Origin of the sequence: Algoriphagus sp. (assembly GCF_046296635.1) — a bacterium.
Classification (GTDB): Bacteria; Bacteroidota; Bacteroidia; order Cytophagales; family Cyclobacteriaceae; genus Algoriphagus.
In genome coordinates this window covers 17,477-40,099 of record NZ_JBKBKZ010000016.1, presented here as the reverse complement: position 1 = coordinate 40,099, position 22,623 = coordinate 17,477, and the positions used below count along the sequence as shown (strand labels likewise).

The 22,623-nt window shown below is 40.8% G+C and carries 21 protein-coding genes; 10 read left to right on the top strand and 11 right to left on the bottom strand.

Annotated elements, in window-relative coordinates; translation table 11 throughout:
- Positions 1-12 precede the first annotated feature (12 nt).
- Positions 13-522: a C40 family peptidase gene (locus tag ACK4HU_RS12825; protein ID WP_409807341.1), complete on the bottom strand. Its 510-nt coding sequence runs from the start codon at positions 520-522 to the stop codon at positions 13-15.
- Positions 523-691: 169 nt separating this feature from the next.
- On the opposite strand from ACK4HU_RS12825, the gene ACK4HU_RS12820 reads away from it, so the two are divergent.
- From ACK4HU_RS12820 to ACK4HU_RS12805, 4 genes are all read left to right on the top strand, one after another.
- Complete coding sequence (locus tag ACK4HU_RS12820; RefSeq protein ID WP_409807339.1) at positions 692-2,038, top strand: MBL fold metallo-hydrolase; 1,347 nt, start codon at positions 692-694, stop codon at positions 2,036-2,038.
- A 214-nt stretch (positions 2,039-2,252) separates the two neighbouring features.
- Positions 2,253-2,489 carry a hypothetical protein gene (locus tag ACK4HU_RS12815; protein ID WP_409807338.1) on the top strand — a complete coding sequence of 79 codons (237 nt, stop codon included), beginning with the start codon at positions 2,253-2,255 and terminating at the stop codon, positions 2,487-2,489.
- 167 nt (positions 2,490-2,656) lie between these two features.
- The gene (locus ACK4HU_RS12810) at positions 2,657-2,857 is read left to right on the top strand and encodes a hypothetical protein (RefSeq protein WP_409807336.1); all 201 of its coding nucleotides are present in this window, start codon (positions 2,657-2,659) and stop codon (positions 2,855-2,857) included.
- Complete coding sequence (locus tag ACK4HU_RS12805; RefSeq protein ID WP_409807334.1) at positions 2,854-3,237, top strand: type II toxin-antitoxin system VapC family toxin; 384 nt, start codon at positions 2,854-2,856, stop codon at positions 3,235-3,237. Before ACK4HU_RS12810 ends, ACK4HU_RS12805 begins: the two co-directional genes overlap by 4 nt.
- A gap of 46 nt (positions 3,238-3,283) precedes the next feature.
- On the opposite strand, the gene ACK4HU_RS12800 is transcribed toward ACK4HU_RS12805, so the two are convergent.
- The gene (locus ACK4HU_RS12800) at positions 3,284-3,991 is read right to left on the bottom strand and encodes a hypothetical protein (RefSeq protein ID WP_409807333.1); all 708 of its coding nucleotides are present in this window, start codon (positions 3,989-3,991) and stop codon (positions 3,284-3,286) included.
- Positions 3,992-4,106: 115 nt separating this feature from the next.
- Positions 4,107-6,293: a S9 family peptidase gene (locus tag ACK4HU_RS12795; RefSeq protein ID WP_409807331.1), complete on the bottom strand. Its 2,187-nt coding sequence runs from the start codon at positions 6,291-6,293 to the stop codon at positions 4,107-4,109.
- A gap of 126 nt (positions 6,294-6,419) precedes the next feature.
- Here ACK4HU_RS12795 and ACK4HU_RS12790 point away from each other — a divergent pair, with 126 nt between their 5' ends.
- Positions 6,420-7,406: a D-alanine--D-alanine ligase gene (locus ACK4HU_RS12790; protein ID WP_409807329.1), complete on the top strand. Its 987-nt coding sequence runs from the start codon at positions 6,420-6,422 to the stop codon at positions 7,404-7,406.
- A gap of 70 nt (positions 7,407-7,476) precedes the next feature.
- On the opposite strand, the gene ACK4HU_RS12785 is transcribed toward ACK4HU_RS12790, so the two are convergent.
- The 5 genes from ACK4HU_RS12785 to ACK4HU_RS12765 all read right to left on the bottom strand — a co-directional run bounded on the left by ACK4HU_RS12785 (position 7,477) and on the right by ACK4HU_RS12765 (position 13,161).
- Entirely contained in the window at positions 7,477-8,619 is a 1,143-nt protein-coding gene (locus ACK4HU_RS12785; protein ID WP_409807328.1) for an ATP-binding protein, read from the bottom strand.
- A gap of 459 nt (positions 8,620-9,078) precedes the next feature.
- The gene (locus ACK4HU_RS12780; protein ID WP_409807327.1) at positions 9,079-9,291 is read right to left on the bottom strand and encodes a hypothetical protein; all 213 of its coding nucleotides are present in this window, start codon (positions 9,289-9,291) and stop codon (positions 9,079-9,081) included.
- A 26-nt stretch (positions 9,292-9,317) separates the two neighbouring features.
- Positions 9,318-10,052: an MIP/aquaporin family protein gene (locus ACK4HU_RS12775; protein ID WP_409807325.1), complete on the bottom strand. Its 735-nt coding sequence runs from the start codon at positions 10,050-10,052 to the stop codon at positions 9,318-9,320.
- Between the two features lies 1 nt (position 10,053).
- The gene (gene glpK, locus ACK4HU_RS12770; protein ID WP_409807323.1) at positions 10,054-11,553 is read right to left on the bottom strand and encodes a glycerol kinase GlpK; all 1,500 of its coding nucleotides are present in this window, start codon (positions 11,551-11,553) and stop codon (positions 10,054-10,056) included.
- A gap of 42 nt (positions 11,554-11,595) precedes the next feature.
- On the bottom strand, positions 11,596-13,161 hold the full coding sequence (locus ACK4HU_RS12765) for a glycerol-3-phosphate dehydrogenase/oxidase (protein ID WP_409807321.1): 1,566 nt from the start codon (positions 13,159-13,161) through the stop codon (positions 11,596-11,598).
- A 540-nt stretch (positions 13,162-13,701) separates the two neighbouring features.
- On the opposite strand from ACK4HU_RS12765, the gene ACK4HU_RS12760 reads away from it, so the two are divergent.
- Positions 13,702-14,739: a BF3164 family lipoprotein gene (locus ACK4HU_RS12760; protein ID WP_409807320.1), complete on the top strand. Its 1,038-nt coding sequence runs from the start codon at positions 13,702-13,704 to the stop codon at positions 14,737-14,739.
- 108 nt (positions 14,740-14,847) lie between these two features.
- Here the strand turns inward: ACK4HU_RS12760 and ACK4HU_RS12755 are convergent, their stop codons facing one another.
- Both ACK4HU_RS12755 and ACK4HU_RS12750 read right to left on the bottom strand, forming a co-directional pair.
- Positions 14,848-15,345, bottom strand: coding sequence for a SixA phosphatase family protein (locus ACK4HU_RS12755; RefSeq protein ID WP_409807318.1), 498 nt, complete (start codon positions 15,343-15,345; stop codon positions 14,848-14,850).
- Between the two features lie 170 nt (positions 15,346-15,515).
- Complete coding sequence (locus tag ACK4HU_RS12750) at positions 15,516-16,250, bottom strand: RluA family pseudouridine synthase (protein ID WP_409807316.1); 735 nt, start codon at positions 16,248-16,250, stop codon at positions 15,516-15,518.
- 109 nt (positions 16,251-16,359) lie between these two features.
- On the opposite strand from ACK4HU_RS12750, the gene ACK4HU_RS12745 reads away from it, so the two are divergent.
- Complete coding sequence (locus ACK4HU_RS12745; RefSeq protein ID WP_409807314.1) at positions 16,360-17,547, top strand: hypothetical protein; 1,188 nt, start codon at positions 16,360-16,362, stop codon at positions 17,545-17,547.
- 62 nt (positions 17,548-17,609) lie between these two features.
- Here ACK4HU_RS12745 and ACK4HU_RS12740 read toward each other — a convergent pair whose 3' ends face one another.
- Positions 17,610-18,089, bottom strand: a complete 480-nt coding sequence (locus ACK4HU_RS12740) for an N-acetyltransferase family protein (protein WP_409807312.1) — start codon at positions 18,087-18,089, stop codon at positions 17,610-17,612.
- A gap of 71 nt (positions 18,090-18,160) precedes the next feature.
- Between ACK4HU_RS12740 and ACK4HU_RS12735 the strand changes: the two genes are divergently transcribed.
- The 3 genes from ACK4HU_RS12735 (at position 18,161) to ACK4HU_RS12725 (ending at position 22,612) form a co-directional block, all read left to right on the top strand.
- On the top strand, positions 18,161-18,931 hold the full coding sequence (locus ACK4HU_RS12735; protein ID WP_409807310.1) for a type III pantothenate kinase: 771 nt from the start codon (positions 18,161-18,163) through the stop codon (positions 18,929-18,931).
- An 82-nt stretch (positions 18,932-19,013) separates the two neighbouring features.
- Positions 19,014-20,054 (top strand): quinone-dependent dihydroorotate dehydrogenase, encoded by a 1,041-nt coding sequence (locus ACK4HU_RS12730; RefSeq protein ID WP_409807445.1) that lies wholly within the window; start codon positions 19,014-19,016, stop codon positions 20,052-20,054.
- 53 nt (positions 20,055-20,107) lie between these two features.
- Positions 20,108-22,612 (top strand): DNA translocase FtsK 4TM domain-containing protein, encoded by a 2,505-nt coding sequence (locus ACK4HU_RS12725; protein WP_409807308.1) that lies wholly within the window; start codon positions 20,108-20,110, stop codon positions 22,610-22,612.
- Positions 22,613-22,623: the final 11 nt, after the last annotated feature.

The following is a 22,623-nucleotide window of genomic DNA, read 5'->3' as shown; positions in this document are numbered from 1 at the left end:
ACTAATTTTCTCTCATTCTAATAATCGCTTCGCAAAAAGAAAAGCATTTGACCAATACTTGCTGCTGAGATAGTCCTCAGTCACGCCAAGTGAGGTCGATGCATGAATAAAACGGACTTCACCTCTGTTCACTTCCGTTACTATTCCTGAGTGAGTGACTTGATTTTTCCGTTTGCCGGTGGCAAAAAATAAAACGTCCCCGGTCTTTACCTGATTGACATTGACTTTTTGACCCAGTTTACTTTGGTCGGCCGATATTCGTGGAAGGTTAATGCCAATTGAATAAAAGGAATGAAAAACCAAAGCCGAGCAATCCATTCCTGCTCGGGTGGTTCCTCCATACCTATATGGCGTACCTCGATAGCTTTTGGCAGTTTCAATAACCGTAAATGCAGGATTATCTTTTGCTAGTTTCTTGGATTTACAACTTTGGGTGAAGGTAACACCCAAAATGAGAAAAATTGGAAAGAGTTTTAAAAATGCTTTTTGAATGCTCAATGGAATACTTTTATGGTTTTCCAAGTTTAAGTGGTACGATTGGTTTTATCAAGGTATAATCTCGCAATGGTGATAATAATCCTAACATGTGAGATTTGGTACTGCTCGATTTCTAAAGTGATTATCGTCACCGAAATCGCAGCCTTTCTCATTTTACCTTTGTATCATAATTCAGAAACAATAAATAGTAACTATGAATATTCAACAATTTTATGACGAAGGGTTAGCTCACGCAAGCTATGCCATTTTGAGCGAAGGGAAAGTTGCGTTGGTTGATCCAGGGCGAAATCCTCAACAATATTCAGATTTTGCGCAAGCAAATAATGCCAAAATCGTAGCGGTAATCGAAACTCACCCGCATGCTGACTTTGTGAGCTCACATTTGGAGTTTCACAAAAATGAGGATGCCACCATCTATGTGTCTAAATTGGTCGGAGCAGAATATCCACATGTAGGATTTGATGAGGGAAGTTCATTTCAATTGGGAAAAATATCCCTTCATGCTTTACACACTCCCGGTCACTCGCCGGATTCAATCAGTATTTTGCTGAAAGATGAAAATGGAAAAGACCATGCGCTATTCTCCGGTGACACGCTCTTCATCGGCGATGTAGGTCGTCCTGATTTAAGAGAAAAAGCTGGAAACATGAAAGCTCAGCGGGAGGATCTCGCTAAAATGATGTACCACACGGTTCAGGATAAATTGAAGCCTTTGGCCGATGATGTTTTGGTATTCCCGGCCCATGGTGCGGGTTCGCTTTGCGGTAAAAACCTGAGTGATGCACGTCAATCTACCATTGGGGAACAACGAGCTACCAACTGGGCTTTTAATGATTTAGAAGAAAAAACCTTCATAGACTCTTTACTTCAAGGTCAGCCTTACATTCCAAAATACTTCGGCTATGATGTCGATATGAACAAGAAAGGTGCGCCATCTTATCAGCGATCGATTTCTCAGGTGAGCATTTGGCCGGAGGGTTCCACTTTACCAGCCGATGCTTTAATAATTGATACCAGAAACAATTTAGATTTCGCAGCAGGACATATAGCCGGCGCAATCAATATTATGAATGGTGGAAAATTTGAAACCTGGCTTGGCTCGATCGTCGGCCCGGATGAGAAATTCTTCTTAGTGGCGGAATCAGCTGTAGAGTTGGAGATTTTGATTTCCAAGGCCGCAAAAATCGGCTACGAGCAATTGATCAAAGGCGCAGTAGTAAATCCAGCTGGAATGACCGAAAAGGGGAATTCATTTGATTTGGAAGCGTTCAAAGCCAATAAAGAACAGTTTACAATCATTGATATTCGGAGTAGAGATGAACATGCAACCGCACCGATTTTCGATGAAGCAATCAATATTCCGCTTCAGGAATTACGGGAAAGAGCAAAAGAGATCCCTACTTCAAAACCTGTTGTTGTGCATTGTGCCGGTGGCTACAGATCTGCCGCAGGATCAAGTATTGTTGCAGGAGAATTGAAAGAAACTGAGGTATTAGACTTCAGTGAGGCGATCAAAGAATTTCAACTGGTCGCTCATTAATAAGGGAATTAAGAAAAGTTGTAACACCCCAACCTCCGGCCAAAACCGGAGGTTTTTTGTTTTAGGTTTTCGATGAATGGTGATTTAAAGAAAATGCACAAAAAACAAAGATTCATCGATGAGCATCAAACCATTGGCTATTTTATGAATTTTATGATAAAAAAGACGAACCAATTTGTCTAAATTGAAGTCATTGTGAAGTAAAAGGAAGTGTATGAGTCGGGAAGAGTTTAGCAGTTTACCAATCCATCAAAAAATTAGAACCCTCTTTATTGAGGGTACTTTTGTGGTGGGTATCCGCTATTACAGACATAAGATTAATCTTTATTTACTTGAAGACGAATACGTCGAAGTTTTCTATAATCACAAGTTAGACAGAATCGACCGCATCGAATATTTGCAACGTGACCACAGTCGGATGAAGTTCTATCTGGATCAGATTAAATTGTAATATGGATACGCTTTTTGCCAATAGTCGAATTTTCCACAGCTTAGGGGCTGGAAGACCGGAGACGGAAGACGGAAGTTGGCCTAAATTTCAGCGTTTGAACCTATATCCACTTATCGTTTTTGATCAAATGGCAAAGTAGCGTATACACATAAATTGTAAATTGAATCATGGAAAAGCTGACCATTAATATTCTCGACAAAAAAGCCTTAAAAAAGCTTCAAGAATTAGTTAATAAGAAACTGATCGAAATCCATCGTGAACCTTCATCTCACGCTGTGGATTGGGAAAAATACAGCGGTGCCCTCCCTAAAGCACCTATCGCTGAAATAGAAAAAGAGATTGCTGAATTAAGAAATTGGGAGCAGTGATTTGGGATACCAATGCAATCATTTTTTTCCTTAGAGGTTTGCTTCCTGAGGCATCAAAAAGCTTTTTGATCAAGGAACTGAATCAAAATAAGCCTCATTTTTCAATTATCTCAGAAATTGAACTTTTGTCATGGCAACATCTTCCCGAAACAGAGTTGAAGATCATTTCTAGTTTTTTAACCAATTTTGAACGCGTAGAATTGACTGAAAAAGTCAAGATAGAAACTATAAAAATTAGGAAATCAACTGGAATAAAAGTCCCCGACGCCATAATTGCTGCATCAGCAATAAGTTTAAGAGCACCTCTGCTAACTCACAATTTAAAAGATTTTAAAAAGGTGAAAGGATTAGAATTAATTAATCCGATGGAAATCGCTTAAGGAAAAGTAGTCACTTTCCTTCCAAATTAGGATCTACTCAGATCAATTAATCAAACTTTTCAAACTCTCCCTGATAGAAATCCTCCCGATATCTAAACCGACCTACACCTTTCAAATTACCTTCCTGGACTTCAACGCTCGCATCAGAGGCTTTCATCGGCAAATCAAATTCGATCGTGACATCGATCTTACGAATGTCGTTTCCGCCCAGATCTTTAATCATTCCTTCATTAACTGCAAGAACTCGGACTTTGCCACCGCGTAGTGGGGAAAAGGCCTCTGGCAAGTATGCGAAGAATTTTTTCTGATTGGCCAGTTGGACCCTAATCTGCTCATAACTAGTGTAGCTAACATCTGAATCGGCCTTAGACTTTTCATTCAAAAAAGCAGTTAAAACTTCCTCGTAAGGATAATTAGCATTGAAGTAATCAATTACTTCTTGTCTTGGTACATTTTCTCCCAACTTAGGAGTGTTTGGGAAATTTTTTCGAGGTGATTCAATGCTTAGGCTCCATTCGAGATTTGATGTCCGAATCCCCAAACTATGGTAACCTTGATAAACCCCATTTATTCCTATTGACCCACTTCCATTTCCGGACCGAATATCAGTAATTCCAAAATTGCTTCCATCAGGCAAAGTCCCTTCAAATCCCACCTGATTAAGGAAGTTTTCTGGGTCCTCATTTTCCTGACAGGAGAAGGAAAAAATAATTAAAAGCAAAGCTGAGAGAATCTTAAATACGTTTTTCATCATAAGCGTTTTTGGTTGATAAAAGTGTTTGATTTCGAGACGGTTTGTAGATCGGTTACGCTACAAAAAAAACCGCAGAATTTTCATCCTGCGGTTTTTTTTTGATTACTTCTAGTTTTTATAGCTTTCGCTTCAAGAAATCTGTCATTTGAGTGTACAAGTGCCAAGTGGTATTTCCACCATAAATTCCATGATTTCTATTTGGGTAATAGAAAGTTTCAAACTGCTTGTCGGCGGAGATTAGGGCATTAACCAAGTCGACGGAGTTTTGGAAGTGAACATTGTCATCACCCGTGCCATGAATAAGCAGGAAATTTCCTTTGAGCATATTCACGTGTGTGATTGGACTATTGTCGTCGTATCCTGCTGCATTGAGTTGCGGAGTCTGTAGATATCGCTCGGTGTAGATCGTGTCGTAGTATCTCCAGGTAGTCACAGGCGCTACGGCAATGGCAGTTTTGAATACATCATTTCCTTTCATCAATGCAAGCGAAGACATGTATCCACCATACGACCAACCCCAAATTCCGATTCTAGCCGGATCAACGAAGGGCATTTTTGCAAAATACTTGGCTCCTTCGATCTGATCGATAGTTTCCAATTTTCCTAGATTGGCGTAGGTAGAATGCTTGAAATCACGTCCTCTTGCGCCCGTCCCTCTATTGTCAATACATGCCACAATAATACCCTCAGCTGCCAATTGCTGATGCCAAAAGTCACGAGTTCCTCCCCAAGAGTTCAACACATTCTGAGAGCCCGGACCTCCATAGACGTACATCAGCACTGGATATTTCTTATTCGGATCAAAATCTGCAGGCTTAATGATGTAGCCATTAAGCGCAGTTCCATCTACTGTCGGGAAAGTGAAGAATTCCTTTTTACCCAAAGCAAAACCTGCCAACTGATCTCTCAAAGCTTGATTGTCTTCCAAAACTGTGATCTCTTTTCCTGAAACATCATTCAGCGTGACTTTCACTGGATTGGCAGTCGTTGAATAATAATCAATGAAGAATTTATGATCCGAACTCATATTAATCGTATGAGTGCCTTTGGCTGGAGTAAGGAGCTTTTTGCCTTTTCCATCCAGATTGATCACATAGAAATTGCGCTCCAAAGGTGAAGCCTCAGTCGAGATGAAATAGAGTTTCTTCGCTTTTTCATCTATCCCAACCATGGAACTTACTTCCCATTTACCAGAAGTGATTTGACGAATCAGACTTCCGTCCAGATTGTGGTGATAGATGTGCTTGAAACCATCCTGCTCTGAGGTTCGGATAAAAGTTTTACCATCACTCAGGTATTGCAAATCATCGTTATAGTCCAAATCCACATAGGTTTTGGAAGTCTCGGAAATGATCAGCTTGCTTTCACCAGTTGTCGCATTTGCATGAAAAATATCCAATTGATTTTGCAGGCGATTCATTCGGATAAAAGCCAATTGATTTGCGTCTTTGGTCCAATAGATTCTTGGCAAATAAATATCTGTTTCTGTCCCGGAATCAACTTTTTGAATTTTTCCTGAAGGCAAATCATACACATGAATGCTCACTAGAGCGTTTTTCTCTCCGGCTTTTGGGTATTTGAATTTGTAATCCTGAGGATAAAGTGGCCCCCAAGTTTGCATGTTGAATTCAGGAACCTGTGTTTCGTCAAAGCGGATAAATGCGATTTTCTTTCCGTCAGGAGACCATTTGAAAGCCTGCGCCATGGAAAATTCTTCCTCATAAACCCAATCAGCTGCACCATTGATGACCTTGTTCCACTCTCCGTCCGTTGTGATTTGAGTTAACTTATTGTTTTTCAATTCGACCATGTACAGGTTATTCTCTTTAACAAAAGCCACTTTGTCATTGTCAGGAGAAAGGGTAGCATAGGAGATTTTCTCTCCGTTCATCAATTGCTGCTTTTGGCCGGAGGTCATATCCACAACATAAAAAACTCCCTTCGATGAACGTCGATAAATTGATTCCACATCAGTTGCGATCAAGGCTTTTGATTCGTCGGCGTTGAAGCTGTAGGAGGAAAAATTGACTCCCAATGCACGTCCATCCAACAAAACTCCGGCTTCTTGACCCGTTGCTAGGTTGATTTTAACCACAGCAGCAGCTCCGGATCTTTGCACCAAGGAGCTGTAAAACTGCCCGTCTTTCATCCAATTGATGCCATAGACGGACTTTTGGGAGAAGGTGCCTTTTTTGAAGACATCCTCCATCGTTACTTTTTTAAGACTTTGGGCTTGTAAGCCCAGAATTAGGCCTAGTGTAAAAACCAGAGTAAAGCCCTGTATTTTCCAACTTTTAATCATGCTATCATTTATTTGGGTAAAACGATTGAATTTCAGGAAGCGAATATAAATAAAGCCTTCATCGGTTCGCAACTCTTGGAGGGTTAAGAGAAAATAAGCTACTTCGTATCGTAAACTTCCCCAGCTATGAAGAAAACAATTGCCCTAGTAACCGGAGGGTTCACCGGAGAGTCAGTCATCTCACTGAAAAGTGCCGCAGTCGTCGAAAAAACCATTGACCGCCAGAAATACGATGTGTACAAAATCCTAATCTATCCGGGTGATTGGCATTATTTGAATGCAACAGGAGAAAAAATTCCGGTTGACCTAAATGACTTTAGCATAAGCTTGGGCGATGAAAAAATCACTTTTGACGGGGTGTTCAACATCCTCCATGGTTCACCGGGAGAGGACGGGAAATTGGCTGGATATTTTGACATGCTTGGGATTCCTTATACTACATGCGATCAGCTGACTTCTGCGATCACGATGAATAAGGGCTACACCAAGGCAATTGTGCAGGATATTCCTGAATTGAATGTGGCTAGATCGATTCAACTTTTTGAGAATTTGCCTGAAAATGCTTCGAAAATAGCTGCAGAATTGACTTTACCTCTTTTTATTAAACCTAATAATGGTGGAAGCTCAATTGGGATGAGCAAGGTGAAAACATGGAAGGAGCTTCCGGAAGCACTTGAAAAAGCTTTTGCTGAAGACAAGCAAGTCCTTGTAGAGGAATTCGTTTCTGGACGTGAATTTTCTATTGGAGTCTTCAAAGGCAAAGGACAAATTACCGTTTTGCCAACAACCGAAATCGTGAGCAGCAAGGAGTTTTTTGACTACGAAGCCAAATATGTCCCGGGAGTTTGTGAGGAAATTACTCCGGGTCGAATGAGCGAAGAAGAAATAAGTAGAGTTGGAAAAATCGTCACCAAAGTCTATGAAAAACTCAATTGCAAGGGAGCAGTCCGAATCGATTACTTTCTTCAAAACGAAACAGGCAAGTTCTATTTTATAGAAATCAATACTGTGCCCGGACAAACGGAGACTAGCCTGATCTCTCAACAAATTAGAGCTATTGGAATGGAGGTTAAAGAGTTTTATTCTCAGCTGATTGAAGAGATGTTTTCCTGAGAAGCGAGACAACAATTTTTGATTTCGGAAGTCGGATTTCGGATTTGCGACGAGACAATGTTTAGTGCTTTTACTTATACGAGTAAGTCTGAAGCCACTCCCAAAAATTCTCGCGGTGTATTACCTGAATAGGTTCTGGAGAATAATTTTCGATAAATGCTGAAGGTAGTTTCACCTTGGCTTTGGGATTCCACTTGAATTCATACGGATAAATTTTTCCATCAATTTCTTCTATATAGTCAATTTCTTGACCCCTTACATTTCTCCAAAAATAGACTCTGCCATAAAATCCATGATAGCTGAGCAACTTTTGGCGCTCGGAGATAAGATAATTTTCCCAAAGACTTCCAATGTCATTTCTACCTGAGATAGGAGAAAAATTCCCGATAATACTGTTGCGAATTCCATTATCAATGAAATACACTTTTCTGCTGGTGCTGATTTCTCCTCTTAGATTTCTTGAAAAAGGAGCAAGTCTTTGAATGATAAAAGCTTTTTCGAGGAGGTCCATGTAGTGCTGGACGGTTTGTTTATCTGCTTGAACCGTTTGACTCAATTCATTGTAGCTAACCTCTGAACCGACTTGCCAAGCCAAAGCTTGAAGGATTTTATTTAAAAGTTCCGGTTTTCGAATACCTTGAAAACTGAGCAAATCTTTATATAAATAGCTGCTTGCAAGATTTGTAAGTACAGGAATTTCTCTTCCCTCCGATTTAATTATTTCTGGATAGGTCCCAAAAATCAAATAATTTTCAAGAGAAGCGTGACATTTTGGAAACCCTAAGGAATTCACCAATTCAGACCAGGATAGCGGAAAAAGTTGATACTCCCATTTTCTTCCCGTCAAAGGTTCATTTATTGAATTTGCCAACTCCAAAGCGGATGAACCTGTGACCAATAACTGAACTCCTTCAAAATTATCAATTAGCAGCTTTAGCGTTAATCCAATATCCTGAATTCTCTGAGCCTCATCGATGACTACCACTTTATTATCACCCAGATAGCTCCTTAAAAAGGCAAGACTTGGGGAAACTAGTGCGTTTTGAACAGCTAGCTCGTCCCCGTTTAAGTATAAATAAGTCGATTGGAGTTGTTCCGCCAACTTTTTAATCAAAGTTGTTTTACCGACTTGTCTAGGACCTAAAAGAATAATAGCTTTTTTAAAATCAATTCTCTGATTTAAAATATCGAATAACTCTCTTCTGATATGCATATTCAGTGATCGTAACCCCCAAATATACGTCTTTTTGGGGATTATGATCACTGATAATGCATTATTCAAGACTTTTTAGCTTTTCATTTAATCTTTTCGGATTCTGCCGATTATCCCAAATCAGAAGAATCTTTATTCGGGGCGATTGAAAAATATAAAACAAGGAAATGTTAGGATGCACTAGGATCCTTCTGATTTCGGATTTTTTGATCTTAAATCCAATGTTGGGATGATCCTGTATTATTTCAATCTTTTGATCGACCAATTCAAAAAAATTATCAACGACCTCATTATTCCAAATATTTGTCAGGAAGTCAACTGTTTCATATGATTACAATTTGATTTTTAAAGGCCATATGGAATGCCCAAAATAATCGTCCCCCTGTGTGTGAAATTTTCTCGTGGGCATTTCTTGTAAAGACTGTCTTGCAAGAGGAGTCCAAAAAATCTCAATTCTATTCATTTTTCCCCAAATACATTTCTTGTTTTTGTATGACGAATTAAGTTTTCATCTGGGGTTTGATTAGAAAGATCCAATAATTCAGATATTTCAGCAGGAAGAGCATCACCCTCTAGTTGCTTTTTCAGCTCTTCTAAACTCCCAAGCAGTTGCTCACTTTCAATTTGAACGATCCATTTTATAAGATCCTCTTTCCTTTTTTCCAGTTCCATTCCCCTAATTTAAAGATGTTTATCCATTAACTTCCTACTAACAAATATAACATCGCAGCCAAAGCACAGCCGATAATCGGACCTACGATCGGAACCCAAGAATATCCCCAGTCGGAACTCCCTTTTCCAGTGATTGGTAAAATCTGATGCATTATTCTAGGCCCCAAGTCTCGGGCAGGGTTGATCGCATAGCCTGTCGTGCCTCCAAGAGACAAGCCAATCACCCATACCAAAAGAGCAACTGGTAAGGCACCAATAGAGCCCAAGCCAATGGGAGTGCCAGTTGGGTCTTCCAGCTTTGCGCCAGCTATATAAAGAATCACCAAAATCAGGACAAATGTGCCGATAACTTCGGAAGTCAAGCTGGTACTGAAATTTCGAATCGCAGGATCAGTGCAGAAAGGTGCACGCTTGAGTAAAGGATCTTTTTCTAAATTAAAATGATCCCGGTACATCGACCAAGTCAAAAACGAACCCATCATGGCTCCTCCAAGTTGGGCCAGCATATATCCAGGAGCCAAAGCCCAGTCAAATTTTCCTACGATCCCTAGACTAATCGTAACTGCGGGATTTAAATGTGCCCCACTGTATGGTCCTGCGACTACTACTCCACAAAACACACCCAAAGCCCAAGCAGTGGTAATTGCCATCAATCCCCCTGCATGACCTTTGGTGCCAGGTAAAAGCACATTCGCTACGACTCCTGAACCCATCAATAGCAGGATTGCAGTTCCAATAAATTCCGCGATAAGTGGATGCATATTATTCTACCCAGTTTTTAGATCGTTCTACTGCTTTATGCCAAAAGTGAATCAACTTCTCCTTCTTTTCTTTAGCCATTTCCGGTTCAAAACTTCGGTCCGCTGCCCACAGCGCTTGGAGTTCATCCCGATCTTTCCAAAATCCAACTGCTAATCCTGCGAGAAATGCCGCCCCAATTGCTGTAGTTTCGATAATTTTCGGGCGTTTGATTTCACATCCCAACAAATCGGCCTGAAACTGCATCAAGAAGTTATTGGCAGTCGCACCTCCGTCAACTCGAAGTTCTTGGGTCGGTTTGCCGCTGTCTTTTTCCATGGCTTTTAAGACATCGTAGACTTGATACGCTATTGCTTCCAAAGCCGCCCGGGTCATATGAGCAATCGTTGTTCCTCGGGTAATCCCAAAAAATGCACCTCTTGCATTCTGATCCCAATGAGGTGCTCCCAAACCCGAAAGTGCAGGAACAAAATAAACCCCGTCATTATCGTCTAAACTCATGGCTAACTTTTCTGTTTCGGAGGCTTTTTTGAAAAGCTCCAATCCATCACGCAGCCACTGAACCGCAGCTCCACCAATGAAAACAGAACCTTCAAGCGCATAGTTGATTTCATCACCAATCTTCCAAGCGACAGTTGTCAACAATTGATTTTTTGACCGAACGGCTTCCTTTCCGGTGTTCATCACCAGAAAGCAACCCGTGCCATAAGTCGTTTTTGCCATACCGGGCTTTATGCACAGTTGCCCGAAAAGCGCTGCCTGTTGATCCCCGGCAACTCCTGCGATTGGAATTTTCACTCGCAAAACATCACCAGCCGTCTCACAAAACACCTCACTACAAGTCTTGACTTCCGGAAGCATGGATTTTGGAATATCGAAAAGATCCAAAAGCTTCTGATCCCATTGCTGCGAATGAATATTGAAAAGCATCGTGCGACTGGCATTGGTGATGTCAGTCAGATGAGATTGACCTTTAGTAAGTTTCCAAATCAGCCAAGAATCCACCGTTCCAAAAGCCAATTCTCCCGCTTCAGCTCGGTCACGAGCCCCTTTCACATTTTCGAGTATCCATCGAATTTTGGTTGCGGAAAAGTAGGCATCGATGATCAAACCGGTCTTTTCTGCGATCATTTCTGCATGACCTTTTTCCTTTAATTGATCACAAAAAGCCGCAGTCCTCCGATCCTGCCAGACGATCGCTTTGTGAATCGGTTTGCCTGTCTTTCGATCCCACACAATCGTTGTTTCACGTTGATTGGTGATCCCGATGGCTGCTATTTGATCCGCTCGAATATCCTTGTCGACTAAAGCCTCGATCATTACAGCCGATTGACTTGTCCAGATTTCATTTGCATCATGTTCAACCCAACCTTGGTGAGGGAAGTACTGCTTGAATTCTTTTTGGGCCACTGAGACGATTTGGCCCTGCTTATCAAAAACAATGGCTCTGGAACTGGTCGTCCCCTGATCCAAAGCCATGAGGTAGGGTTTATTTTGGGTCATGTTTTGGGTTAATGGGTTAATGGTAATTCAAGATTTATAAAATCAGCTCTTAATCAAATACTTCTCCCCCACTTTTCTAAAATCGCTCAACTCTTTTTCAATCCAGACCTCTTCTTTTCCAAGTTCGGAAGCCATCAAGTTCACCACTTTTTCCGCTGAATCCAAAGCTGCCTGAGCATCCAAAATCAGCATGCGAATTCTCCTTGAAAGCACATCTTCAATCTTCAGGGCCATCTCATTTCGTACCGCCCAAGCTACCTCAGCCATAATATTCGGAAAGTCAGGATGAACCAGTTCAGATAGACTAGGGTCTGCTTTTGCCAATTCCTGTATTAATCTGGCATCTGATCCATAAACTGCCCAGTGGCCTTTTGGAATGGACTTGGTAAATCCATGGAGCAAAATATCTTTGGACCGAGACACTTCCATAGTCAATCCTGTAATTTTTGGAAAATACTCCACGGTATCTTCTCCCATCTTGCGAAAGGTGGTCCATTTTCCTCCAGTCAGCGTCACGAGGCCACTTTCTGAAACAATGACTTTATGGGAGCGGGAGATTTCTTTGGTTTTAGTGCTGCCTTCTTTTGGTCGCGCCAATGGTCGAAGTCCCGCAAAAACCGACTTAACATCAGCCCGTGTAGGCTTCCTTGTCAAATATCCCGCTGCGGTTTCCAAAACAAAATCAATCTCCGTTTGCAAAGCCTCGGGCTCAAGTTTGGCCTTTTCCCGAAGGGTATCAGTCGTCCCAACTACCAGCTTTCCCTGCCAAGGGACTGCAAAAAGCACCCGCCCGTCTCGAGTTTTAGGAATCATTAGTGCATCTTTTCCCCCTAAAAAATCCAAATCCAAAACCAGATGAATTCCTTGACTTGGCTGAATAGTTTTTGCTGCATCAGGATTATCCATTTGAAGAACTTTGTCTGCAAAAACGCCAGTTGCATTCACTATCATTCGGGCGTTGATTGGATATTTTTTCTTGGAAATCATATCCTGGACAATCAAACCTTTCAATTTCTCTGAAGAATCTTTTTCAAGAGAAACCACTTTGGCATAATTTAAAACACAAGCCCCGGCATGGTCTGCAGTCTGAGCAATCGAAAGCGCCAAACGTGCATCATCAAACTGCCCGTCATGGTACACAATCCCTCCAAAAAGTCCTTTGGGATTGATTCCGGGCATTCGACTTATCGTTTCATCCTTTGAAATATAGCGTGAGGAACCCAAACTGAGATTGGCGGACATGTAATCATACATCTTGAGTCCGGCGCTGTATTGTATCCGCTCCCAACGGTTGTAAACTGGGATGATGAACGCTTGATTTTGGGTTAAATGAGGAGCGTTTTTGATCAACCGTCCTCGCTCTCTAAGTGCCTCCAGTACCAAAAAAACATCTCCTTGGGCGAGGTATCGGACGCCTCCATGCAGGAGTTTGGTGCTGCGGCTTGAAGTGCCTTTGGCAAAATCCGCCTTTTCAAAAAGTGCGACTGAAAGTCCTCTGGAAACTGCATCAAGGGCCACTCCAAGCCCGGAAGATCCACCGCCGATAACGGCAATGTCCCAGATTTTTTCAGTGTTTTGGAGCTGTTTTAGGTTTTCGTCTCGATTCATGGATTCCTTCACTTATGTTTTCAAGATAAAGGAATTGATTTGCGAATGAAAAAATCAGGTTAAAAATCCTTGAATTTTATTAACCTTAGGATTATAAAAAATATTTCGGAAAAAAACTTAAATTTATTTTGATATTACAAAAAAAAACAAGCTTGCCGATAAATTAAGTTTTAAACCGGTTAATATCTTTTTTCGCAGCTAAAAGCCAAGCTGCTAATTGGCTAAAATCTAATTTTATAAACATGAAATCGAGCATGACTCTGAGCGACACACAGAGGAATGATTATAATCGATGCGAGATTCCATATGACCGCTTAAAAACAATTATAATCATATGAAAACTATTAGAGTATTATTGATTGCATTTTTGACAATTGGGTCAATTTCATTTGCAAAATCTGGTCAAGTGAATTGCTATTCTGAATCTAGGGCGAAGGCTGGCGCAACATATTATGATTGCGGAGATTGTACCTCTAAGTTCAATTCTAGAGGGTTTGGAACAGCGAGTTTTTGTGAAACAGCTCCAGAAATAGGAGGTTAATGAAGAGGGTGTCAAAATGGTTTCTGATTGTTGTTTCAATAATCCTGATCGAATCCTGCACTAATCCTGAACAGGTTCGAAAAGTAAAAATTTCGGGAGAACGTGAGCAAATTCTTCAAAATGAAGTCGCAGAATTAGATGTCACCATTTTTGACACCCTAATCTTTATTCACAAATATTCAGCTGAAAGTTTTTTTTCTGTCTATTCAAAAAAGGATAATCGATTTTTAAAGGATTGGTTAAAAAATGGAAATGGCCCAGAAGAATTTTCAGCCCCGAAACTTTTCAAACAGATTAATACCAATAATTTATTTGTTTATGATGTTTTTAAAGGAGGAGTATTTAAGGTGAATAATTTCTCTAATTCTTTTTTGGAGATAGATTACTTATATGAGCTTGATCCGGCATTTGGACTAACTCAAGATATGGTACTTCAAAATGATAGTTTAATTATAGGTAATCTTGGTTATTTAAGTCCTAAACCCTTCCTCATAAAGGGCTTTGATATAAAAAATAAAAAGGAATTATTTTCTGTTCCAATCTTGGATCTCAACGAGTATGTGTCAGAAAGTGTAGCGGATTTTTATACTACTTTTTATAATTTTTTCCGCTTGAAGCCCGATGGCTCTAAATCAGTAATTGCTTTTAATTATTTTGATCGTCTATTAATTTTTGGTGAAGATTATAGTAAGGCAAAGAAGGTAGATGGTGAATTAGGGGTTAAAAAAGTAAAAATGTCAGGAGGGAAACCCCTCGACCTAGTTAATTATTATTTTGATTTAGAGGTAACAAACGATTACATTTTTGCTCTTTATTACGACCAGCCTGAATCAGAATATGGCGAGTTGATGAAACCTAGCCAAATTAAAATTTTCGACTGGGATGGTGTTTTGGTGCAAGTAATTGAGACGCCTGATTATTTGATGGGAATAAGTTATGATCAAGAGGATCAGATTTTATATGGAGTTGATCATTTTCAAGAAAAAATCCTCCAGTATGATATTTCCAACATATTAGAACTCAATGAGAATCAATAATCTTAAAACAGAATACCAATTGATTTAAAATTTAATATATACTTTCGTTTCTAGCTAAAAGTAGAGAAACACATTTTTAATAGGCAGTTTGAGTCAGCGATTAGTTGCTTAAAAATCCTTGTAAACTTTTCGCTCCACAGAGGAAGAATTGGATTCCATCTTCACTACATAAATAAACTCATATTCCAGATCTGTGAGATCGGCATACTTTTCAGACTTGCCTACAAAATTATTAGCCAATTGGCTTACCGTGTTGCTGTGGCCTACTACCAGAATATTTCCTTCCAAACTTCTGAGTTGCTTTACCAGCTCATCATGATTTGCCGGATCATAGGATTTAATCTGTATTCCCGCGTCTTCTGCAGTTGGCAAAGCAGTATTTCGAGTTCGAATGTAGTCTGTGGAAAATATATGCTTGATGTCCTGGTCTTCTAAGATTTGTGATAGTTTTTGCGCTCTGAGTCCACCGGCATAAAGTAACTCCGGATCATTACCAACAAGTTGCTTTTCTGCATGTCGGACAATGTAGATCGTTTTGGGTTGATTCGAGGAGGTACAGGCTCCCAGGATTAGGATGAAGCTGAGTAGTAGGAGAAGGTTTTTCATGATTTTTTGGAAATATGCTGCGCGAAATACAGTCGAAATATGTCCGCGAAAGCGGACGAAATAAGAGACCTGCCTTAGTGGTTAATCTTTATTTAAACCTTTAAAACGAAAGTATTTCTACAGTATTTCTACAGTATTTCTACAGTATTTCTACAGTATTTCTTTTAAAATTACCCCGAAAACGTATTATCCAAGTGCTGATCCTTCACTTTGACCTCCTCTAATTCAAGGAACTGCTCCCAAAATTCTGACTCAGGAAGTGCTGCTCGCATGTAGAGTTTTTCTTTTCTTGTAGGATGTACAAAGATCAGGTGAAAAGCATGCAGGTTAATGCTCCCATCTGGATTGGGTTTAGCAAAACCGTACTTCACATCCCCTCGGATTGGGCAACCCATCGATGCCAATTGTACTCGGATCTGATGTGGACGGCCAGAAATCGGACGAACTTCAAGAAGCCAGTGGTCATTCATAAACCCAAGAGTTTTGTAATTCAACTCGGCTTTTTGTGATCCCGGAACTTCCTTATCATGTGCCGTGACGACGTTTTTGAACTCATCTTTAGTCAGGTAATGCGTCAGTTTGCCTTGTTCCTCCCTTGGCCTTCTTTTTACAATAGCCCAATAAACTTTGTGGATATCCCGCTTGCGGAAAAGCTCCATCATTCGTTCGAGGGCTTTGGAAGTACGGGCAAAAGCGACCAATCCACTTACCGGCCTATCCAGTCGATGTACGGGGTGAAGGAACACGTCACCCGGTTTTTTATATTTTTCTGCGATGTAATCTTTGCAATAATCCGTCAAGGTTTTATCTCCGGTTTTGTCACCCTGAACCAGGATGCCGGCAGCTTTATTGACGATCAGGAGGTGGTTGTCCTCATAGACAACGGTAAATGGCTTCTTCTTCATAACAGCCCGCAATTTAGCTATTTACTTTGAAGTGAGTTGGAGAAAAAAACGGAGGCGAATGGTTTCTAACTAAGATTTAGTATAATAGCGATATATTATTCATATGCCGATGAGACCACTTTTGATTTTTATAGCGTCATTTCTGATACTTAGCTGCGAAAATTCTTCAACCAGTTCAAACGAAGAACATTCCAATTCCCAGTCCTATTATTTGGAAAAACTGGATTCTATCATTTTAAAGGATGTCATTGCGCGTGTGTTCATATTTCAGGGATTTCATGAGGGACAATATTTTTTCAGGGATATGGCTTCTTCCGATGTGTATGTATATGATGAAGAGGGAGAACTTCTGGACAAATGGAATAAAGAAGGCGATGTACCGGGGAAATTCTCAATGACTGCTTCCAATTTTTCTTTTGACAAAAAGGGGAATCTTGTGCTGTTGGACATTATGAACGGCATCAAAGTTTTAAAGAAAAATTCGGAGGTGGTTCAAGATTTTAGGATTTATCAAAATCAAGTGAGCCTTGGGGCAGCATTTTCACTATTTAATACTGAGCAATTAATTCAAAAAAATGGAAATCAATATTTGATTTATTCCTTGGATATCATCGAGGAATACGACCAAAAATACGATCCTGAATTCTTGGCTCGGCGAAAAAATCTATTGATGACAGATTTGGAAACAAATGAAACAAAAGAATACATTCAGTTTCCGGAAGGATCACATTTTCTCAACGGTAAAGTTTACTTCTTCAGAGATTTAAGACCAATTTTTCATTATGATGAAATATCAGAGCGCCTATATCTCATGTTCAAAAGCGAACCGATATTATATACTTACGATTGGTCCGGCGATAATCCTGAATTAATCGATCAGAAAAAAATTCCTTTAGAAGGTTTTCAATTATATGAAGGTTTTGAAGTGGGTGCCGTAGATATGGGTCAAATCGGGAATTACCAAATTCGTCCCTATCCCTCCGATATTCTAAATATCTCAAAGTACGGAGAAGATTTATTGATTAGCTATACTCCAACGCCTCAGGATAAATCAGGTATAGCCAGCGTAATTGAGAAACAGGCTACTGATGAGACCAAAAAAAGATTGAGAGATGAGGCTCGGATGAAAACAGTCTTACTCCGACCTAATGGAGATCTGTTAAATGTCGCGCTTCCTGAGTTGTACTATACAAGCTTTAAGGTCGATGGAAATACCATATACTGGATGAAAAAACCAGACCCAAACACAGAATCCGAAGAATTTACTCTCTATTGGGGTGAGTTGAAGGCGAAATGAAGTATAAAAAGTCAGATGACCGATGTCGGATGTCCGGTGGATTCAACATCGGACATCGGACATCAGACACCAAGCAACTGTTTTATTTCATAATCCTGCAAATGCGCATTGAGCCAGCCAGCTTCCAGTGCAGCGCCATATTTTTTGTAGAAATTAATTGCAGGTTCGTTCCAGTCCAGCACCTGCCACATCATTCCGGTACAATTTGCTTCCAGTGATTTAGCCATCACTTGGTCAAAAAGCAACTTCCCTGCCCCATTTCCCCGCTCCGACTCAGTGACCACAATGTCTTCCAGATACAATCTTTTCCCCTTCCAAGTCGAATAGCGGTAATAATAAATGGCGATACCGATGATTTCACCTGTGCTATCTTTTTCGCAGATATAGAATCCATAGACTGGATTTGGCCCAAAACCGTCTTCTTTCATCAATTCAAGCGTGTTGGTGACTTGCTCGGGGGCTTTTTCATAGAGTGCAAGTTCTTTGATCAGTTCGAGGACTCGTGGGAGATCTTCAATTTTGCCTTCGCGGAGAGAATACATAAGCGAAAAAGGGATTTGAATTTGGTAATTTCTTTTATGATAGGCTAAATTAGTCAAAACCTGATAATCCCATGTTTTTAGCCATCGATGCCGGCAACTCAAATGTCGTTTTTGCACTTTTTGATCAAAAAAGCGGAATATGGACCAACCAATTCCGACTTGAAACCAAGACTCCTAGACTGATTTCCCAGCTGAGTAAAAAAGTACCGCTGTATTTTTTGGAGCACGGAATTCATATTTCACAAATAGAAAAAATCGGCTTCAGCTCGGTGGTTCCTGAGTTGAATGCGATAATCGAGCAATTTTGCCAGAATTTTTTGGGCCAAAACCCTTACCTGATTTCTGCTGAAAGCTATCTTAACCTTCCAGTCAGATCACTCAGACCAAATGAAATTGGAAGTGATTTGATGTGTAATGTCATGGCAGCCTTTTCTCGACATCAAAAACCTGTGATTATTGTGGATTTTGGGACAGCGCTGACCTTTACAGCAGTCGATGAAAAAGGTGAAATCTTAGGCGTAAACATCGTCCCGGGGCTCAGAACCGCCATCAAAGCGCTTTTTGCCAATACATCCAAGTTGCCTGAAGTTGAGTTAAAACTTCCTGAATCTATTTTGGGCAAAAATACCATTCATGCCATACAAGCAGGAATTCTGTATGGCTACACGGGCTTAGTCAAAGGAATTATCGAAGCAATCCAAGCGGAAACAGGGTTGAAATTCACGATTATTGCAACAGGTGGTCTTGCTGCGATTTTGACCACATTGGAGAAAACTTTTGATGAAGTCGATCAAAATCTGACTTTGGAAGGACTCAGATTGATCACGATAGAGAACTCTTAGAAATTGACCTATCACTGTATATTTCTGCCTGATTATCTGCTTTCAATCCCTAACTTTGAAGCTTAAATCCACAGAAGTCAACGTGTATAAATCCCTGCTCAAGCCACTGCTTTTCCTCAAAAATCCAGAGGATGCACATCATTTCACCTTCTCGCTGATTAAATTCTTTTTTAATACACCTGTAGCAAATTTTATTGTCAGATCCACTTTTGGATTGAATGATTCAAAGTTAGAACGAGAGGTATTTGGATTGAAATTCAAAAATCCGGTGGGTTTGGCCGCAGGATTTGACAAGGACGCCAAACTCATCGACGAAATGGCAATGCTCGGTTTCGGATTTATCGAAATCGGAACCCTGACCCCAAAACCACAAGAAGGAAACCCACTTCCGCGCCTGTTCAGATTGCCTCAGGATGAAGCCCTCATTAACCGAATGGGCTTTAATAATGGTGGTGTTTTAGCTGCTGTAGAGCGATTGAAGAAAAGAAAATCTGATGTGATTGTCGGTGGAAATATTGGCAAAAACAAAGTCACTCCAAATGAAAATGCGGTGGATGACTATTTGTTTTGCCTAGAAGCTTTACATCCATACGTGGACTATTTCGTAGTGAATGTCAGCTCTCCAAACACCCCAAATCTGCGAGATTTACAGGAAAAGGAACCGCTTAAGCAACTCCTTCAGGCTGTCAAATCCGCCAATGATAAAAAGTCAAATCCTAAACCTATTCTTCTTAAAATTGCACCCGATCTCAGCAATGGACAACTCGATGATATCGTAGAAATCGTCCAGGAAACCGGAATTGACGGAGTCATTGCTACCAATACGACCATTGACCGTTCGAATCTGAGCACTCCTCAAGCTGAAGTGGAATCGATAGGAGCTGGGGGTGTCAGTGGTAAAGTCTTGGCAAAAAGAAGTACTGAGGTCATCCGATACCTGCATCAGAAATCAAATGGCGCTTTTCCTATCGTGGGAGTTGGTGGAATCTATTCCGCAGCTGATGCAATCGAAAAGTTGGAGGCCGGAGCAAGCCTTGTTCAGGTCTACTCAGGCATGGTTTATGAGGGACCGACATTGATTAAAAATATCAAAAAGGGACTTCTGGCATATTTTTCCCGCTAAGTTCTATCTAATTGGCCATTTGGCTAAAATTAAAATTGTACTTTCAAGCTTAAATGGCATCAGAAACTTCAGCTAAAAATACATTTCGCAAGAAAGCAGAAAACACTAAAAAAGCTCCTGAAAAACCAAAGGGGCCAGGTTTTTCATTTGGGAAAATTGAGTTCAAACAGTTACCTCTGACGCTTGGAATATTCCTCATTTCGGTTTCACTCTTCCTTTTTATCGCTTTTGTCAGCTACTTGATTAATGGTCCAGCCGACCAAAGTTTGGTCATGAACAATCCAGATCAAGCAGTCCGTGATGCCGCAAGGGAATCTCAAAATTGGTTGGGCTATCTGGGGGCCCATGCTTCTCATTGGCTTATATTTAGATGGTTTGGGATTGCTGCTTTTTTGATTCCTCCCTTTCTGTTTTTGATCGGCTTCAGATGGACTTTTAAATTTTCCTTGACCTCACTTACCCGATACGCTGTGTTTTCAGTATTTTTTACCGCTTGGTTAGGACTATTGCTGGGCTATATCGTCATTTTGGTAGAGGGATACTCTTATTGGAGTTTTCTATCTGGTGGATTGGGCTATGAATTGGCCAAACTTTCTAGTGAATTTCTAGGGATGGGCACCTTCATTGTCATTATTGGAGCCTTTTTGATTTTCGTGATCCTATTCTTTGGCTTGGAGCAGTTAAACTGGTTTTACATGAAAGAGTCCCTTGAAGATATCGGGGATGGATCTTCGGTTGCTGAGAAAAAAATTACTAAAAATCATCCATTCCTTACAGATGATGAATTAACAGAAGGCCTTGAAGAATTAGAGGAGGAAGAAATTGATGATGACGGTAGTGCTTGGGAAGTGAAAAGCAATTCTCAAACTACACTCGAGCCTGAACTGCCATTCGATGTGAAAGGTGATCTAGCTGAAGAGGAAGAAGATCTCTTTGAAGTTCCTCAGGTCAACCTCTTGGAGGAAGGCAAAGGAGCGAGTATCGTCAAAGAGGGTAATTTTTCCGTGAAGAAAGCCGAGGAAGAAAAGACCGCTCAAGAGGTTGAAAATCTTGATCCATACGATCCTACACTTGATTTACCCCGATACAAGTATCCTACGCTTGATCTGCTGAATGAATACGACATTAAAAAAGTGACGGTATCCATGCAGGAATTGCAGGAAAACAAGGATAAGATCGTCACTACGCTGAAAAACTTCCAGATCGGAATTCAGGGAATTCAAGCTACCATCGGACCGACAGTAACCTTGTATGAAATAGTTCCTGATCCGGGAGTGAAGATTTCAAAAATCAAAAACCTCGAAGATGACATCGCCTTGAGCTTGGCGGCTTTGGGTATTCGAATCATCGCGCCGATTCCGGGAAAAGGAACCATCGGTATTGAGGTTCCTAATAAAAACCGAGAATTAGTACCTGCTCGAGCTGTGCTTGGAACTGAAAAGTTCCTGAAATCAGATAAAGACCTACCGATTGCTTTGGGAAAAACGATCTCCAATGAGGTCTATGTGGCTGATCTTGCCAAGATGCCTCACCTCCTAATGGCTGGAGCCACAGGTCAAGGAAAGTCTGTTGGTTTGAATATGATTTTAGCGTCTTTGATTTACAAAAAGCACCCTTCTCAGTTGAAGTTTGTGCTGGTAGATCCGAAAAAAGTGGAATTAACGCTCTTTAACAAGATTGAACGTCACTTCCTAGCCAAGCTTCCTGGAGCTGAAGAAGCGATTATCACTGATACCAAAAAAGTTATTTATACCCTGAATTCGCTCTGTATCGAAATGGATAATCGGTACAATTTGCTCAAAGATGCGGGCTGCCGAAACCTAAAAGAATACAACGCCAAGTTCATCGCCCGTAAGCTCAATCCGGAAAAAGGGCATTACTTCATGCCTTACATCGTGTTGGTTATTGACGAGTTGGCTGACTTGATGATGACTGCGGGTAAAGAAATCGAAGCACCTATCGCTCGTCTTGCCCAGCTTGCACGAGCTATCGGAATTCACCTAGTAGTGGCTACGCAAAGACCTTCTGTCAACGTCATCACAGGTATCATCAAAGCCAATTTCCCAGCACGTCTTTCCTTCCGTGTTACTTCCAAAATCGACTCCAGAACCATTTTGGACGCAGGTGGAGCCGATCAACTGATTGGTCAGGGTGATATGTTGCTTTCCTTAGGGTCTGAAATGATCCGAATCCAATGCGCCTTCTTAGATACCCCGGAAGTAGATGCGATTTGCGATTGGATAGGTGAGCAAAAAGGTTACTCAGACGCTTATCTCTTGCCTGAATTTGTGGGTGAAGATGGAGATGGATCACTTTCAAGCGTAGACCTTTCAGATCGGGATCCACTTTTTGATGATGCAGCGAGATTGATTGTATTACATCAGCAGGGCAGTACTTCTTTGATTCAGCGAAAGCTAAAACTAGGCTATAACCGAGCCGGTAGAATTGTGGATCAATTGGAAGCTGCGGGAATCGTAGGGTCCTTTGAGGGATCAAAAGCCCGGGAAGTGCTGATTCAGGATGATGCTAGTTTGGAACGGTTATTGAATAGTTTGTAATAGCTGTGTTT